This is a genomic window from Winslowiella iniecta (genome assembly GCF_001267535.1).
Classification (GTDB): domain Bacteria; phylum Pseudomonadota; class Gammaproteobacteria; order Enterobacterales; family Enterobacteriaceae; genus Erwinia; species Erwinia iniecta.
This window is the reverse complement of record NZ_JRXE01000022.1, coordinates 1-15,293: the sequence shown is the minus strand read 5'-3', so window position 1 is coordinate 15,293 and position 15,293 is coordinate 1. Positions and strand designations below refer to the sequence as shown.

The 15,293-nt window shown below is 54.0% G+C and carries 13 protein-coding genes, 2 tRNA genes and 1 rRNA gene; 4 read left to right on the top strand and 12 right to left on the bottom strand.

The annotated features are described in order from the left end of the window. Positions 1 to 2,022, bottom strand: coding sequence for a DNA helicase Rep (gene rep, locus NG42_RS15485; RefSeq protein ID WP_052900529.1), 2,022 nt, complete (start codon positions 2,020 to 2,022; stop codon positions 1 to 3). 88 nt (positions 2,023 to 2,110) lie between these two features. Between rep and ppiC the strand changes: the two genes are divergently transcribed. Next, positions 2,111 to 2,392: a peptidylprolyl isomerase PpiC gene (gene ppiC, locus NG42_RS15480; protein WP_052900528.1), complete on the top strand. Its 282-nt coding sequence runs from the start codon at positions 2,111 to 2,113 to the stop codon at positions 2,390 to 2,392. A 50-nt stretch (positions 2,393 to 2,442) separates the two neighbouring features. On the opposite strand, the gene ilvC is transcribed toward ppiC, so the two are convergent. Continuing rightward, positions 2,443 to 3,918, bottom strand: a complete 1,476-nt coding sequence (gene ilvC, locus NG42_RS15475; RefSeq protein ID WP_052900526.1) for a ketol-acid reductoisomerase — start codon at positions 3,916 to 3,918, stop codon at positions 2,443 to 2,445. 166 nt (positions 3,919 to 4,084) lie between these two features. Here ilvC and ilvY point away from each other — a divergent pair, with 166 nt between their 5' ends. After that, positions 4,085 to 4,966: an HTH-type transcriptional activator IlvY gene (gene ilvY, locus NG42_RS15470; RefSeq protein WP_052900525.1), complete on the top strand. Its 882-nt coding sequence runs from the start codon at positions 4,085 to 4,087 to the stop codon at positions 4,964 to 4,966. 9 nt (positions 4,967 to 4,975) lie between these two features. Here ilvY and ilvA read toward each other — a convergent pair whose 3' ends face one another. From ilvA to ilvL, 6 genes are all read right to left on the bottom strand, one after another. Beyond that, positions 4,976 to 6,523 carry a threonine ammonia-lyase, biosynthetic gene (ilvA, locus tag NG42_RS15465; RefSeq protein WP_052900524.1) on the bottom strand — a complete coding sequence of 516 codons (1,548 nt, stop codon included), beginning with the start codon at positions 6,521 to 6,523 and terminating at the stop codon, positions 4,976 to 4,978. Positions 6,524 to 6,525: 2 nt separating this feature from the next. Beyond that, the gene (gene ilvD / locus NG42_RS15460) at positions 6,526 to 8,376 is read right to left on the bottom strand and encodes a dihydroxy-acid dehydratase (RefSeq protein ID WP_052900523.1); all 1,851 of its coding nucleotides are present in this window, start codon (positions 8,374 to 8,376) and stop codon (positions 6,526 to 6,528) included. 65 nt (positions 8,377 to 8,441) lie between these two features. Further along, positions 8,442 to 9,371 carry a branched-chain-amino-acid transaminase gene (gene ilvE / locus NG42_RS15455; RefSeq protein ID WP_052900521.1) on the bottom strand — a complete coding sequence of 310 codons (930 nt, stop codon included), beginning with the start codon at positions 9,369 to 9,371 and terminating at the stop codon, positions 8,442 to 8,444. Positions 9,372 to 9,389: 18 nt separating this feature from the next. Beyond that, entirely contained in the window at positions 9,390 to 9,647 is a 258-nt protein-coding gene (gene ilvM / locus NG42_RS15450; protein ID WP_052900520.1) for an acetolactate synthase 2 small subunit, read from the bottom strand. Continuing rightward, positions 9,644 to 11,290 (bottom strand): acetolactate synthase 2 catalytic subunit, encoded by a 1,647-nt coding sequence (gene ilvG, locus NG42_RS15445; protein ID WP_052900519.1) that lies wholly within the window; start codon positions 11,288 to 11,290, stop codon positions 9,644 to 9,646. The genes ilvM and ilvG overlap by 4 nt, the downstream gene beginning before the upstream one ends. Positions 11,291 to 11,440: 150 nt before the next feature. Next, complete coding sequence (gene ilvL / locus NG42_RS22110; RefSeq protein ID WP_072133251.1) at positions 11,441 to 11,539, bottom strand: ilv operon leader peptide; 99 nt, start codon at positions 11,537 to 11,539, stop codon at positions 11,441 to 11,443. A gap of 333 nt (positions 11,540 to 11,872) precedes the next feature. On the opposite strand from ilvL, the gene NG42_RS15440 reads away from it, so the two are divergent. Continuing rightward, complete coding sequence (locus NG42_RS15440; protein ID WP_052900517.1) at positions 11,873 to 13,393, top strand: YifB family Mg chelatase-like AAA ATPase; 1,521 nt, start codon at positions 11,873 to 11,875, stop codon at positions 13,391 to 13,393. Positions 13,394 to 13,420: 27 nt separating this feature from the next. Here the strand turns inward: NG42_RS15440 and NG42_RS15435 are convergent, their stop codons facing one another. Further along, positions 13,421 to 13,759, bottom strand: a complete 339-nt coding sequence (locus NG42_RS15435; RefSeq protein WP_052900516.1) for a MaoP family protein — start codon at positions 13,757 to 13,759, stop codon at positions 13,421 to 13,423. A gap of 122 nt (positions 13,760 to 13,881) precedes the next feature. On the opposite strand from NG42_RS15435, the gene hdfR reads away from it, so the two are divergent. Further along, on the top strand, positions 13,882 to 14,703 hold the full coding sequence (gene hdfR / locus NG42_RS15430; protein ID WP_052900515.1) for an HTH-type transcriptional regulator HdfR: 822 nt from the start codon (positions 13,882 to 13,884) through the stop codon (positions 14,701 to 14,703). 154 nt (positions 14,704 to 14,857) lie between these two features. Here hdfR and NG42_RS15425 read toward each other — a convergent pair. The 3 genes from NG42_RS15425 to rrf form a co-directional block, all read right to left on the bottom strand. Then, positions 14,858 to 14,933: transfer RNA gene (locus NG42_RS15425), tRNA-Trp, on the bottom strand. 7 nt (positions 14,934 to 14,940) lie between these two features. After that, positions 14,941 to 15,017 (bottom strand) — tRNA-Asp (locus NG42_RS15420). An 86-nt stretch (positions 15,018 to 15,103) separates the two neighbouring features. Further along, positions 15,104 to 15,219 (bottom strand): 5S ribosomal RNA (rrf, locus tag NG42_RS15415). Between the last annotated feature and the right edge of the window lie 74 nt (positions 15,220 to 15,293).

Sequence of the window (15,293 nt, the reverse complement as noted above, 5' to 3'; positions counted from 1 at the left end):
CTAGCCGCCTTTCGCCTTATCTAACATCGCACGCAAATTGGCGACCCGACTCTGGCCGGTTTGCATACGTTCCTGCGCGCTGACCACTTTACGTTCGCTTTCCCATTTCAGATCGTCCTGCGGCAATTCCAGCAGAAAACGACTCGGTTCTGGCCGCACCATTTCGCCATACTGGCGGCGCTCACGGCACAGGGTAAAGGTCAGCTCTTTCTGGGCGCGGGTGATACCCACGTAGGCCAGACGGCGCTCTTCCTCGACATTGTTTTCATCGATACTGCTCTGATGCGGCAGCAGCCCCTCTTCCATGCCGACCAGATAAACGTATGGGAACTCAAGGCCTTTGGAAGCGTGCAGCGTCATCAACTGAACCTGATCCAGCTCTTCGTCACTTTCCCCGCGCTCCATCATGTCGCGTAGCGTAAAGCGCGTCACCACCTGAGTTAAACTCATTGGCTCGTCGATATCACTGCCTTCCAGCATTTCTGACATCCACTGGAACAGGGTATTGACGTTTTTCATCCGCATTTCAGCGGCTTTTGGACTGGCCGAGGTTTCAAATAACCAGCTTTCGTAGTCGATACCGCGAATCAAATCCCGCACTGCCACAATCGGCTCACGCTCTGCCAGTCGGGCAATTTCCTGCAACCAGCTGGTGAAACGCTGCAATGATTCAAGACCGCGACCGGTAAGTGTCTGACTGAGCCCCATATCAAAGCTGGCGGTAAACAGGCTTTTATTGCGCTGCATCGCCCACTCACCCAGTTTTTGCAAAGTCGCCGGACCAATTTCACGCCGTGGCGTATTCACAATGCGCAGAAAAGCGCTGTCGTCATCAGCGTTGGTGAGAATGCGCAGATAGGCCAGCAGATCCTTAATTTCCGGACGCGAGAAGAATGAGGTGCCACCCGAAATGCGATAGGGAATACGGTTCTGCATCAGCATTTTTTCAAATACCCGCGACTGATGATTCCCGCGATAAAGAATGGCGTAATCTTTGTACTGGGTTTTATTGATAAAGTGATGGGCGATCAGCTCGCCAGTCACCCGCTCGGCCTCATGCTCTTCATGGTTGGCGGTCACCACTTTCAGCTCCGCACCATAGCCCAGCTCGGAAAACAGCCGTTTTTCAAATACGTGCGGATTATTGGCGATCAGGATATTCGCCGCTTTCAGGATGCGCTCGGAGGAACGATAGTTCTGCTCCAGCTTAATCACCTGCAACGCAGGAAAATCCTCTTTTAGCAGCACCAGGTTTTGTGGCCGCGCACCGCGCCACGAGTAGATCGACTGGTCGTCATCACCCACTACGGTAAAACGCGCACGCGATCCGACCAGCAGTTTGACCAGCTCATACTGACTGGTGTTGGTATCCTGATATTCATCCACCAGCAGATAGCGAATACGCTGTTGCCAGCGCTCGCGCACCTCTTCATTACGTTGCAGTAGCAAGGTCGGCAGCAGAATCAGATCGTCAAAATCCAGCACGTTGCAGGACTTTAAGTGACGATCGTACAGCGCATAGCAGTGGGCAAAAATTTTATCGCGCTCACCGCTGACCTGCGCCGCCGCACGAGGAGGATCGATCAGATCGTTTTTCCAGTTGGAGATGGTCGAGATCAGCTGTTGCAGCAGATTTTTATCATTTTCCAGCCACTCTTCCGTCAGATCTTTTAACAGCGCCAGCTGATCCTGATCGTCAAACAGCGAGAAGTTGGATTTCATTCCCAGCGCCGCATACTCGCGTTTAATAATTTCCAGCCCCAGCGTGTGGAAAGTGGAGATCATCAGCCCGCGCGCCTCTTTGCGACCGAGGGTTTGCGCCACGCGCTCTTTCATTTCACGCGAGGCTTTATTGGTAAAAGTCACCGCCGCAATATGGCGCGCCTGGTAACCGCATTCGCGGATCAGATGGGCAATCTTATTGGTTATCACGCGCGTCTTGCCAGAACCCGCTCCCGCCAGCACCAGACAAGGTCCGGTGACAAATTCTACCGCTTGTTGTTGGCCAGGATTCAGACGCATAGGGGAAGTCACTCAATGAAATTGCGGAGGGAAGAAATAATAGCGTGGTAGTATAGCGAGCGGAAACCCCAAGACTCAAGGTACGATAATGGCAAAAACTGCGGCAGCATTGCATATCCTTGTTAAGGAAGAGAAACAGGCTCTGGATATTCTGGAGCAACTGAAAAATGGCGGCGACTTCGAGAAGCTGGCGAAGAAGCACTCCACCTGCCCGTCAGGCAAAAAAGGCGGTCATTTAGGTGAGTTTAAGCAAGGAGCAATGGTTCCTGCTTTTGATAAAGTGGTGTTCTCCTGCCCGCTGCTGGAACCTTATGGTCCACTGCACACGCAGTTTGGCTACCACATCATCAAAGTGTTGTACCGCAATTAAAAAAGGCGCCCGAAGGCGCCTCGCAGGGGCGGTGTTTTCGCCGCCCTGAATTAGCCTGCTACCGCGATACGTTTCATATCGGTCATGTAGCCACGCAGTTTGCGGCCAACAGACTCGATTGGATGGTTACGAATCGCTTCGTTAACATCACGCAGCTGCGCATTATCAACGGTAGTAGTGGCAACGGATTTACCCAGATCGCCCGCCTGCAGCGTGGTCATAAACTCTTTCAGCAGTGGCACTGCCGCATACGAGAACAGATAGTTACCATATTCCGCAGTATCAGAGATAACCACGTTCATTTCATACAGACGCTTACGTGCGATAGTGTTCGCGATCAGCGGCAGTTCATGCAGTGATTCGTAGTAGGCAGACTCTTCAATGATGCCGGCATCAACCATGGTTTCGAACGCCAGCTCAACGCCCGCTTTCACCATCGCAATCATCAGCACGCCGTGATCGAAGTATTCCTGCTCAGCAATCTTGCCTTCGAACTGTGGTGCGGTTTCAAATGCCGTTTTACCGGTCTCTTCACGCCAGCCCAGCAGATTTTTATCGTCGTTCGCCCAGTCAGCCATCATACCGGATGAGAATTCGCCGGAAATAATGTCATCCATATGTTTCTGGAACAGCGGAGCCATAATCTCTTTCAGCTGCTCAGACAGTGCGAAAGCACGCAGTTTAGCCGGGTTAGACAGGCGATCCATCATCAGGGTAATACCGCCCTGCTTCAGTGCTTCGGTCACCGTTTCCCAGCCGAACTGAATCAGTTTTTCGGCATAAGCCGGGTCAGTCCCTTCCGCTACCAACTTGTCGAAGCACAGCAGTGAACCGGCCTGTAACATGCCACACAGAATAGTCTGCTCGCCCATCAGGTCAGATTTCACTTCAGCAACGAAAGAAGACTCCAGAACACCGGCGCGATGGCCACCTGTTGCCGCCGCCCAGGCTTTAGCAATCGCCATACCTTCGCCTTTCGGATCGTTTTCCGGGTGAACCGCGATCAGCGTCGGTACGCCGAAACCACGTTTGTACTCTTCACGCACTTCGGTACCCGGACATTTTGGCGCAACCATCACAACGGTGATGTCTTTACGAACCTGCTCGCCCACTTCAACGATGTTAAAACCGTGGGAGTAGCCCAGCGCAGCGCCATCTTTCATCAGTGGCTGAACCGCCTGAACGACAGCCGAGTGCTGCTTGTCCGGCGTCAGGTTAACCACCAGATCGGCCTGCGGGATCAGATCTTCGTAAGTGCCAACTTTAAAACCGTTTTCGGTCGCTTTACGCCATGAAGCACGTTTTTCTGCAATCGCTTCAGCGCGCAGAGCGTAAGCCACATCCAGACCAGAGTCGCGCATGTTCAGACCCTGGTTCAGGCCCTGAGCACCACAACCAACGATGACGACTTTTTTACCTTTCAGGTAGCTTGCTTCATCAGCAAATTCATCACGCGCCATAAAGCGACATTTACCTAATTGCGCTAACTGGTTGCGCAGGTTCAAAGTATTGAAATAGTTAGCCATGGGTACTCCGTATGAGGTTGTGTTTATCATTTATTCTGATGGTGTGGCGCTTATTTGCCTCACCGTTAATTGTCCCCATCATATGACAGGAAATGCATTGCTTAAATTGATATATTAACAACGTGACATTGCAAGAACTGCAACGCAAAAACGAGGCCCGCATCGCATGGATTTACGTGACCTGAAACTCTTCCTGCATCTGGCGGAAAGCCGCCATTTTGGCCGCTCGGCGCGCGCCATGCATGTCAGCCCTTCGACTCTGTCACGCCAGATTCAGCGTCTGGAAGAGGATCTTGGGCAGGCACTGTTTTTACGTGATAATCGCACCGTCACGCTGACCGATGCCGGTGAGCGTCTGCGCCAGTTCGCGCAGCATACTTTGTTGCAGTATCAGCAGCTGCGCCATGCTATCGGTCAGAACGGCCCTTCACTCAGTGGCGAAATGCGGCTGTTTTGCTCGGTCACTGCCGCCTACAGCCATTTGCCACCGATTCTCGACCGCTTCCGCGCCGAACATCCGCTGGTTGAAATTAAGCTGACGACCGGCGATGCCGCCGACGCGGTGGAGAAAGTCCAGTCGAACGAAGCTGACCTGGCGATTGCCGGACGACCGGAAACCTTACCGGCGAGTATCGACTTCACGCCGCTCGGCTATATTCCGCTGGTGTTGATTGCCCCGGCGCTGTCGTGTCCGGTGCGCAGTCAGGCGACTCACGAGGAGCCGGACTGGTCGCAGATTCCGTTTATCCTTCCTGAACAGGGGCCGGCACGTCGGCGCATCGACCTGTGGTTCCGCCGCCATCGCATCGCCAATCCGCTGATTTACGCCACGGTATCGGGGCATGAGGCGATTGTGTCGATGGTCGCGCTGGGTTGCGGTATTGCGCTGCTGCCGGATGTGGTGCTGGAGAACAGCCCTGAGCCGGTGCGTAATCGGGTGCTGGTGCTGGAGAATGTCGAGTCGGTTGCGCCGTTCGAGCTGGGCGTTTGCGTACAAAAAAAGCGGCTCAATGAGCCGCTTATCGATGCGTTCTGGAATCTGCTGTAGGTAAGCGGATTATTTCCCGGCGAGGAAAAAGCTGAACGCCGGATTACGCGTCTCATCGTGGCAGTCATAGCCCAAGGCGGTGAGATGCTGTTCAAATTCCGGTTCGTTTTCACCGAGTTCAAAACCGGCCAGTACCCGACCATAATCAGTGCCGTGGCTACGGTAATGGAACAGCGAAATATTCCAGTGGGTGCCAAGCGTCTGCAGAAAACGCAGCAATGCGCCCGGTGACTCCGGGAATTCAAAGCTGAACAGCCTTTCACGCAGCGGTTTTGACGGGCGTCCGCCGACCATATAGCGCACATGCAGCTTCGCCATTTCATCGTCGGATAGATCCACCACCTTGTAGCCGCCTTCGCTAAGTTGAGCAATGATTTCACCCCGCTCTTCAATGCCACGGGTTAAGCGCACGCCAACAAAAATGCAGGCGTTATCGGCGTCAGCATAGCGATAGTTAAACTCAGTGACCGCCCGGCCACCTAACAGCTGGCAAAACTTCAGGAAGCTGCCTTGCTGCTCAGGGATGGTGACCGCCAGTAGCGCTTCTCGCTGTTCTCCCAGCTCGCAGCGCTCTGAAACGTAGCGCAGCCCGTGGAAGTTGACGTTGGCACCCGACAGTACATGCGCCAGCCGTTCACCTTTGATGTCGTGCTGCTGGATATACTTCTTCATCCCCGCCAGCGCCAGCGCCCCGGAAGGCTCCGCCACCGCACGCACATCCTCGAACAGGTCTTTCATCGCCGCGCAAATCGCGTCGCTGTCGACGGTAATGATATCGTCGAGGTACTCCTGGCACAGGCGGAAGGTTTCATTGCCGATGCGTTTGACCGCCACGCCTTCAGCAAACAACCCGACACGCGGCAGGTCGACCGGCTCACCGGCTTCCAGTGCGGCCTTCAGGCAGGCTGAGTCTTCGGCTTCCACCGCAATCACTTTGATTTGCGGCATCAGCTGTTTAATCAGCACCGCCACGCCGGCTGCCAGGCCACCGCCGCCTACCGGGACAAAAACCCGATCAAGGTGCGCATCCTGCTGCAACAGTTCCATCGCCAGCGTGCCCTGGCCAGCAATCACCGCCGGGTGATCGAACGGAGGCACAAAGGTGTAACCCTGCGCTTCCGACAGTTCAATCGCTTTGGCTTTCGCTTCGTCGAAGTTCGCGCCAAACAGGAAAGCCTCACCGCCAAACGCCCGCACCGCATCGACCTTGATATCCGCCGTTGTCACCGGCATCACGATCAGCGATTTAATCCCCAGCCTGGTGGCCGACAGCGCCACGCCCTGGGCATGGTTGCCCGCTGAAGCCGTCACCACGCCACGCGCTTTCTGCTCTTCCGTCAGACTGGCAATCATCGCGTAAGCGCCGCGCAGCTTGAAGCTGTGAACCGGCTGACGATCTTCGCGTTTTACCAGAATGGTGTTACCCAGACGCAAAGAAATTTTTTCCATTTTTTGCAGCGGTGTCACCTGCGCCACTTCGTAGACCGGCGCGCGCAACACCGCACGCAGATATTCGGCTCCGCAAGGTGCATCGGGTAGCGGTTGAGACTCTGCCATTTTTAGCCTCCCAGCTTGCTCTTATCGCGGATCGCACCCTTGTCGGCACTGGTGGCCAGCAATGCATAAGCACGCAGTGCAAGAGAGACCTGGCGTACACGGCCGTGCGGCGTATAGGCTTCAGCACCACGTGCCTCTTCCTCTTCACGACGCGCATGCAGTTCGTTATCCGGCACATCCAGCTTAATGCCGCGGTTCGGGATATCGATATCGATAATGTCACCGTCTTTCACCAGCGCGATAACACCGCCCGCAGCCGCTTCCGGTGAAGCGTGACCGATAGAGAGACCGGAAGTCCCGCCGGAGAAACGGCCGTCGGTGATCAGCGCACAGCTTTTGCCGAGGCCCATCGATTTCAGATAAGTGGTCGGATAGAGCATTTCCTGCATGCCCGGCCCGCCTTTTGGCCCTTCGTAGCGGATGACCACCACGTCGCCCGCCACCACTTTGCCACCGAGAATCGCTTCAACCGCGTCATCCTGTGACTCATACACTTTTGCCGGGCCGCGGAAGACATGGCTCTCTTTCTCGACGCCAGCCGTTTTCACGATGCAGCCGTCCTGCGCGATATTGCCGTACAGCACCGCTAAGCCGCCATCCTGACTGAAAGCAAATTCACGCGAACGGATACAGCCTTCCTGACGATCGTCATCCAGCGTGTCCCAGCGGCAATCCTGTGAGAACGCCTGGGTGGTACGAATGCCCGCCGGACCGGCACGAAACATCTTCTTCACCGCTTCGTCTTTGGTCAGCATGATGTCGTACTGTTCCAGCGTCTGTTTCAGGTTCAGACCCAGTACGTTACGCACGTCGTTATTCATCAGTCCGGCGCGATCCAGCTCACCGAGAATACCGAGTACGCCACCCGCACGGTGCACATCTTCCATATGGTATTTCGGCGTGCTTGGTGCCACTTTACACAGATGCGGCACCAGGCGAGACAGGCGGTCGATATCACTCATATCGAACTCAATCTCACCTTCCTGCGCCGCCGCCAGCAGGTGCAGTACGGTATTGGTGGAACCGCCCATGGCGATATCCAGCGTCATCGCATTCTCAAACGCCGCTTTACTGGCGATGCTACGTGGCAAAGCGCTTTCATCGTCCTGCTCATAGTAACGTTTTGCCAGATCAACAATACGTTTACCGGCATTGAGGAACAGCTGTTTACGGTCGGCATGGGTCGCCAGCAGTGAACCGTTACCCGGCTGCGACAGACCCAGCGCTTCAGTCAGACAGTTCATTGAATTAGCAGTAAACATGCCGGAGCAGGAGCCGCAGGTTGGACAGGCGGAACGCTCAATCTGGTCGCTGTCAGCATCGCTGACATTCGGGTTTGCGCCCTGAATCATCGCGTCGACCAGGTCGAGCTTGATGATTTTGTCGGACAGCTTGGTTTTACCGGCTTCCATCGGACCGCCGGAAACAAAGATCACCGGGATGTTCAGGCGCAGCGAGGCCATCAACATTCCCGGGGTGATTTTGTCGCAGTTGGAGATACACACCATCGCATCGGCGCAGTGGGCATTCACCATATATTCCACGGAGTCAGCAATCAGCTCGCGAGACGGCAGTGAATACAGCATGCCACCATGACCCATGGCGATTCCGTCATCGACTGCGATGGTGTTGAACTCTTTTGCCACACCGCCAGACGCTTCAATCTGCTCAGCGACCAGTTTGCCAAGATCGCGCAGATGCACGTGTCCTGGAACGAATTGGGTGAATGAGTTAACAACCGCGATGATTGGCTTACCGAAATCATCATCAGTCATTCCGGTAGCGCGCCACAGGGCACGGGCACCCGCCATATTACGGCCATGGGTGGTGGTGGCGGAACGGTACTTAGGCATGCTCTATTTACTCCAGTCTGAATAAGTTGCGAGCGGACAATGGCCCGCTCGCCAAATCGTTATACTTATGGGTTTACCTGATCCAGCCAGCCCCATTTGTCTTCCGTTTCACCGGTAAACAGGCCGAAGAATGCTTGTTGAATACGCCTGGTCACCGGGCCACGTTTGCCCTCGCCGACCTGGATACCGTCAACGCTGCGCACCGGGGTGATTTCCGCAGCGGTACCGGACATAAAGATTTCGTCTGCCAGGTACAGGGATTCACGTGACAGCACCTGCTCACGCACTTCGATACCCATATCTTTGGCTAATTTAATGATGGCATCACGGGTAATGCCTGGCAGGGCAGAAGAGGTAAATGGCGGGGTGAACAGGATGCCATCTTTCACTTCAAACAGGTTTTCGCCTGCGCCTTCAGAGATGTAGCCCTGGGTATCCAGCGCGATACCTTCCTGATAACCGTGACGACGCGCTTCGCTGCCAACCAGCAGAGAGGAGAGGTAGTTACCACCGGCTTTCGCTGCGGTTGGCAGGGTGTTAGGTGCCACGCGGTTCCAGGAGGAAACCATGGCATCGATGCCCTGCTCCAGCGCTTCGGCACCGAGGTAAGCACCCCATGGGAAAGCAGCGATAATCACATCAGTGCTATAACCGTCTGGCGGGTTAACGCCCAGACCGACATCACCAACAAATACCAGCGGACGAATATAAGCACTTTTCAGGTTGTTTTTGCGCAGCACTTCGCGGCACGCTTCCATCAGCTCGTCGACGCTCTGACTGACCGGGAAACGATAAATTTTGGCAGAGTCATGCAGGCGCTGCATATGTTCACGATGGCGGAAAACTACCGGGCCTTTGTGCGAGTCGTAGCAACGGACGCCTTCGAATACGGAGGTGCCGTAGTGCAGCGCGTGGGACATAACGCTGACCTTAGCGTCTTCCCATTTAACCATCTCGCCATTGAACCAGATAAAGTCTGCTTTCTTCGTCGTCATTCTTATTTCCTTTCGCGACTACGCGCGGATTTGTTGTGTTGTCTGTTGTTGAACCTGAACGCAGGCAACGTCCATTAATTTACTCAGCTGTACTGACAGTAAATCGACGGAGCGTTGGCTGGCAACGGTCATTTCAATATTAATATTGCTCACATTGCTCGACGAGGCCATGTTCATTGAACAAATCTGGAATCCACGATGGCGAACAACGCGTAAAATGCGCTCCAATATTTCAGGTCGGAAACGTGCTTCGATAGACAATTGATGCTGATTCATGAGGTTTTCTCCATCATATTTGCGTTGCTGGCACCAGGCGGTACCAGTGGCCAGACGTTTTCATGCTCATCGATTGAAACATGCAGCATGTAAGGCCCTTCACTGTTCAGCAGAGCGTCTAATGCGGCGTCGACCTGGTCTTTTCGGGTGATGCGCTGGCCGGGAATATCAAATGCGCGGGCCAGCATCAGGAAGTCGGGATTATCAGAGAGGTTGGTCTCACTGTAGCGTTCAGAGAAGAACAGTTGCTGCCACTGGCGAACCATACCCAGCCGTTGGTTATCCAGCAGAACGATTTTCACCGGCAGCTGTTTACGCTTGATGGTGCCCAGCTCCTGCACATTCATCATAAATGAGCCGTCGCCGGATACGCAGATCACCGTGTCATTCGGCCGCGCAACCTGTGCGCCTACCGCGGCGGGCAGGCCAAAGCCCATCGTGCCCAACCCGCTGGAAGTAATGAAATTCTCCGGCGCGCTAAAACTCATATGTTGAGCGCTCCACATCTGGTGCTGACCGACATCGGTGGTCACTACCGCGCTGTCTGGTTTGCGAGCCGACAGCTGATGTAAAAACAGCGGCGCGTAGATCGCTTCGCCCGGGTGATCGTAACGCCAGCTGTGCTCGGCCTTCAGCGCCATCACATGTTCGCGCCAGGCCGTGATATCAATCGGTTGATACATCTCTGGCAGCAGCTGATTGAAATCACCCTGTAATGCAACATGCGCACGACGCAGCTTGTTCAGCTCGGCCGGGTCGATATCCATATGAATCACACTGGCGTGTGGGGCGAAGGTATCCAGCTTACCGGTGACGCGGTCGTCAAAACGTGCACCCACCGCAATCAGCAAGTCACACTGCTGAACCGCGAAATTGGCAGCCTTGGTGCCGTGCATTCCGAGCATACCCAGATAGCAGGCATCGTTCGCGTCCGGTGCACCCAGCCCCTTCAGCGTGGCAACAGTCGGGATTCCCGTCTCTTTTGCAAAGGCACGCAGCGCCGGAACCGCCTGCGCCATACCCACGCCGCCGCCAACATACAGCACCGGTTTTTTTGCCTGAGCCAGCATTGCACGCGCCTGCTGTAACTCATTAACCGGATGCGCCAGCGCTTCTTCTACCGGCAGCAGATGCGGCGTTAATTCACCATTCGCCAGCTGAATATCTTTAGGAATATCGACCAGCACCGGGCCAGGGCGGCCAGACTGGGCGATGGCAAAGGCTTCTGCCATTACCGAAGGCAGATCGTCGAGCGACTCAACCAGAAAACTATGTTTGGTGCACGCCAGCGACAGACCTAATACATCGATCTCCTGAAACGCATCGGTGCCGATAAAGGCCGACGATACCTGCCCGGTGATAGCCACCACCGGCACAGAGTCCATCATCGCATCTGCCAGGCCGGTAATCAGATTAGTCGCGCCCGGACCGGAAGTGGCGATACACACGCCCACTTTGCCGGTAGAGCGCGCATAGCCGATTGCTGCCATTGCGGCACCTTGCTCGTGACGACACAGTAGGTGCTCGACGCCGCCATCATAGAGTGCATCGTACACCGGCATGATTGCGCCACCCGGATAGCCGAATACTGTTTCTACACCTTGCGCACGCAACGCCTGAACCACCCACTGAGCACCATTCATAGTTATTCCCCCGCCTCTCGCTGGGAACAACAGCATTTTATGCTACTGTTCATTCTTTATTCCTCTCTCATTCGCTGACATTACGTCTGGTCGAAAAAAAACCCCCGGACCTTTCGGTGCGGGGGTTTTTTGTGAATTCAGACTTGATTTCTAAGCCTTTCTTTCTCCAAGCGAAGCCCCGCAAGGTGTGATAATAATCACCACCACGCTAATCACGACTAGGCTAATCACTCGTAGAAGGGCTTTCATTTCGGTTTCGGTTTTTCGCTTGTTCGAAGTAATGCCTACAGAGTTATCACAGTTAGCCAGCTTATGACAACTTTTTTCGGCGAGAAATTTTGAGACGGGTTAAACAGAACGACGTTAAGCGATTGTTATCGCGCGAATAAGCCGGATACTGAAAAAAGTTCATTACGCACCTGTCGTGATGAATCTTTCCGCCAGTTCTGCGATATATCGTCAGAAATTACTCATCCTTCTGCAACCGTCGACGATTATTTTCGGCATGCCACGCATCATTCTGCTTTGCCCATCGTCACTCAGTGATTCTCAGGACACTCTGGCGGGTAACAAGGAGTGATTATGACGATAGCGATTGTCTCAACGCGCGCGGCGCTGGGAGTAGAAGCTCCGCTGGTTACAGTCGAAGTGCACTTAAGCAATGGGCTGCCAGCATTGTCGCTGGTTGGATTACCCGAAACGACGGTGAAAGAGGCGCGTGACCGTGTCAGAAGTGCGATCATCAATAGCGGATTCACCTTCCCGGCCAAACGGATTACCGTAAACCTTGCACCGGCCGATTTGCCGAAAGAGGGAGGCAGGTACGACCTGCCGATCGCTATCGCTATTCTTGCCGCCTCAGAGCAAGTCCCTGGGGATAAATTGCCTGCCTGTGAGTTCCTGGGGGAGCTGGCACTTAGCGGCGCGCTACGGGCCGTACAGGGCGCTATACCTGCGGCAATTGCGGCACGGCACTGTGGCCGTCAGTTGATTCTGTCGCATGATAATCAGCAGGAAGTTGGTTTAATTCAGCAGGGTGAAAGCCTCATCGCCAGCAACCTGCTGGAGGTCTGTGCTTTTTTACATGGTCAGGCCATCCTGACTGCGGCCGTTGCCAGTGCGCCGGCTGAAACCGGTAATCCGCTCGATCTCAATGAAATTATCGGTCAGCAGCAGGCCAAACGCGCGTTAGAAATTACCGCCGCCGGTGGGCATAATCTGCTGCTTATTGGCCCGCCCGGCACGGGAAAAACCATGCTGGCGACCCGACTGGTGGGTCTGATGCCGCCATTAAGCGACAGCGAAGCACTGGAGTGCGCGGCGATTGCCAGCCTGGTCGATAGTGGCACAATGCATAAACAATGGCGTCAGCGACCGTTCCGTGCGCCTCATCACAGCTCTTCGATGTATGCGCTGGTCGGCGGCGGTTCGCTGCCGCGCCCGGGTGAGATTTCTCTCGCCCATAATGGCGTGCTGTTCCTTGATGAACTGCCGGAATTTGAGCGACGCGCGCTGGACGCATTACGAGAACCTATTGAGTCGGGAGAAATTTCGATCTCACGTGCGCGCGCAAAAGTCACTTATCCGGCACGTTTTCAGCTGGTTGCAGCAATGAATCCCAGCCCTTCAGGCCATTACCAGGGCATTCATAGTCGCAGCTCGCCACAGCAAACGTTACGCTATCTGAGTCGCTTGTCAGGACCGTTTCTCGACCGATTTGATCTGTCACTGGAAGTGCCATTATTGCCTTCGGGAATGTTAAGCAGCCGCGAGCGGTGTAGTGAATCAACAGAGACGGTCAGACAGCGGGTGCTAGCGGTCAGGGAACGGCAGTTGGGTCGCGCCGGGAAGTGTAATGCCATGCTCAGTAACAGTGAGATTCAGCAGTGGTGTGTGATATCGCAGCAGGACGCTGAATGGCTGGAATCAGTGCTCAATAAACTGGGGCTTTCAGTCAGGGCATGGCAACGCATTGTGAAGGTTGCGCGCACCATTGCTGACCTGGCGGGTGAAGAAGCGATACAACGTACACATCTGCATGAAGCGTTGAGCTATCGCGCTATCGATCGCCTGCTGATTCATCTGCATAAAAGTCTGGAATGAAAAATGGGGCTGAAAGCCCCATTTAATTTAATCGTCGCTGTCAGAATAGTCTTCAACGCCTTCCATCTGCGGCTTACCGCCTGAAAGGGTATGAAAACGTTTCGGACGCTTAATACGTGTCATATACTTTGACCAGACGCGTTCCGCTTCTGTTTGCGGTTCACGTACGCCACGACACACTTCGATAAACAGACGCTCTTCTTCCGTTACCGGTTCACGCTTTGCCAGATCCAGCTCATTGAACGCATAACCGTGACGTTCAAGAAGTTGCGCTTCCTTGATGGTGAAATCACCGTGACGAGAGAATCCGCGTGGATAATGTTTGTTATCAAAAAAACGATTAGTTGTTGCGAAGCTTTCCGCCATTTTACACGCTCCTGACTCTTTATATGGCCGTGCTATTTATGGCGCGGAGTATTAGATAGGCTTGACAGAGTGTAAAACAAAACATTTAAATCATTACGACAAATGATTTTTGGGAGATATCTGTGGATACGGAATTACTTAAAACCTTTCTTGAGGTGAGCAGAACTCGCCACTTTGGGCGTGCGGCTGAAGCACTTTATCTCACGCAGTCTGCGGTCAGTTTTCGTATCAGACAGTTGGAAAATCAGTTAGGTGTGAATCTTTTTACTCGCCATCGCAATAATATTCGTCTGACGGCTGCCGGAGAGCGTTTACTGCCCTACGCCGAGAGTCTGATGAGTACCTGGATGATGGCCAAGAAGGAGGTTTCGCACACTCAGCAGCATCATGAGCTGTCTATCGGTGCCAGTGCATCGTTGTGGGAAGCTTATCTGACACCGTGGCTACAATCGCTGTATGAGAATCAGCAGAACCTGCACCTTGAAGCGCGGGTCGCTCAGCGACATCTGCTGGTTAAGCAATTGCATGAGCGTCAACTCGACCTGCTGATCACCACTGAAGCGCCGAAAATGGATGAGCTGACCAGCCAGCAAATTGGTCATATTTCACTGACGCTGTTCCGCTCACGCCAGAGTGAAAAACGTGAAAAGTATGACTATATAAAACTGGAATGGGGTGCGGATTTTCATCAGCATCAAAGCTACCTGGCAGGGGCTGATGATGTGCCGGTTCTCACTACCACATCTGCGCATTTAACCCGACAATTGCTGCATACTACCGGAGCTTGTGCGTTTTTACCCGACGTTTGGCACAGTCTTTATCCTGACCTGTTGGTGATTCCGGACACGCCTGTTGCGGTACGTCCATTGTATGCGGTTTGGTTACAGAACAGCGATCAACAGTCACATATCCGTCAGCTGTTAAAATTTCCGGTTATTAAATAACTTATTGGTTTAAAAAGAGAACAGAGATCATCAGGGTCAGCCATTACTGACTCTTTTGGTTGCTGTTTTTGGGCGTGAAAGGAAGAAAATGGAGAGTCTGAGAGGTAAATTTTAGACAAAAAAAATCCTTTGCCGGAGCAAAGGATTGTTTTTATGGCAGGGGCGGAGAGACTCGAACTCCCAACACCCGGTTTTGGAGACCGGTGCTCTACCAATTGAACTACGCCCCTAAAAGGGTGGCGGAACGGACGGGGCTCGAACCCGCGACCCCCTGCGTGACAGGCAGGTATTCTAACCAACTGAACTACCGCTCCACCGATTCTGTACTGATTCCAGACCTTCAGTCTGACTTCAGGTGTTTCTCTCACTTCCGCGTCACGGGAAATGGTACTAATTTGATGCCTGGCAGTTCCCTACTCTCGCATGGGGAGGCCCCACACTACCATCGGCGCTACGGCGTTTCACTTCTGAGTTCGGCATGGGGTCAGGTGGGACCACCGCGCTACAGCCGCCAGGCAAATTCTTTGTGCATGAAACGAATCTTTTGCGCTGCTGCTGCGTTGGCCGCATTCGCGTAACTCAGTCACATA

Excerpts from the sequence above, each read along its gene's own strand:
- ilvD (WP_052900523.1), bottom strand. The coding sequence starts at position 8,376 with ATGCCTAAGTACCGTTCCGCCACCACCACCCATGGCCGTAATATGGCG.
- NG42_RS15440 (WP_052900517.1), top strand. The coding sequence starts at position 11,873 with ATGACGATAGCGATTGTCTCAACGCGCGCGGCGCTGGGAGTAGAAGCT.
- ppiC (WP_052900528.1), top strand. The coding sequence starts at position 2,111 with ATGGCAAAAACTGCGGCAGCATTGCATATCCTTGTTAAGGAAGAGAAA.
- ilvM (WP_052900520.1), bottom strand. The coding sequence starts at position 9,647 with ATGAATCAGCATCAATTGTCTATCGAAGCACGTTTCCGACCTGAAATA.
- ilvY (WP_052900525.1), top strand. The coding sequence starts at position 4,085 with ATGGATTTACGTGACCTGAAACTCTTCCTGCATCTGGCGGAAAGCCGC.
- NG42_RS15435 (WP_052900516.1), bottom strand. The coding sequence starts at position 13,759 with ATGGCGGAAAGCTTCGCAACAACTAATCGTTTTTTTGATAACAAACAT.
- ilvG (WP_052900519.1), bottom strand. The coding sequence starts at position 11,290 with ATGAATGGTGCTCAGTGGGTGGTTCAGGCGTTGCGTGCGCAAGGTGTA.
- ilvA (WP_052900524.1), bottom strand. The coding sequence starts at position 6,523 with ATGGCAGAGTCTCAACCGCTACCCGATGCACCTTGCGGAGCCGAATAT.
- ilvE (WP_052900521.1), bottom strand. The coding sequence starts at position 9,371 with ATGACGACGAAGAAAGCAGACTTTATCTGGTTCAATGGCGAGATGGTT.
- ilvC (WP_052900526.1), bottom strand. The coding sequence starts at position 3,918 with ATGGCTAACTATTTCAATACTTTGAACCTGCGCAACCAGTTAGCGCAA.
- ilvL (WP_072133251.1), bottom strand. The coding sequence starts at position 11,539 with ATGAAAGCCCTTCTACGAGTGATTAGCCTAGTCGTGATTAGCGTGGTG.
- rep (WP_052900529.1), bottom strand. The coding sequence starts at position 2,022 with ATGCGTCTGAATCCTGGCCAACAACAAGCGGTAGAATTTGTCACCGGA.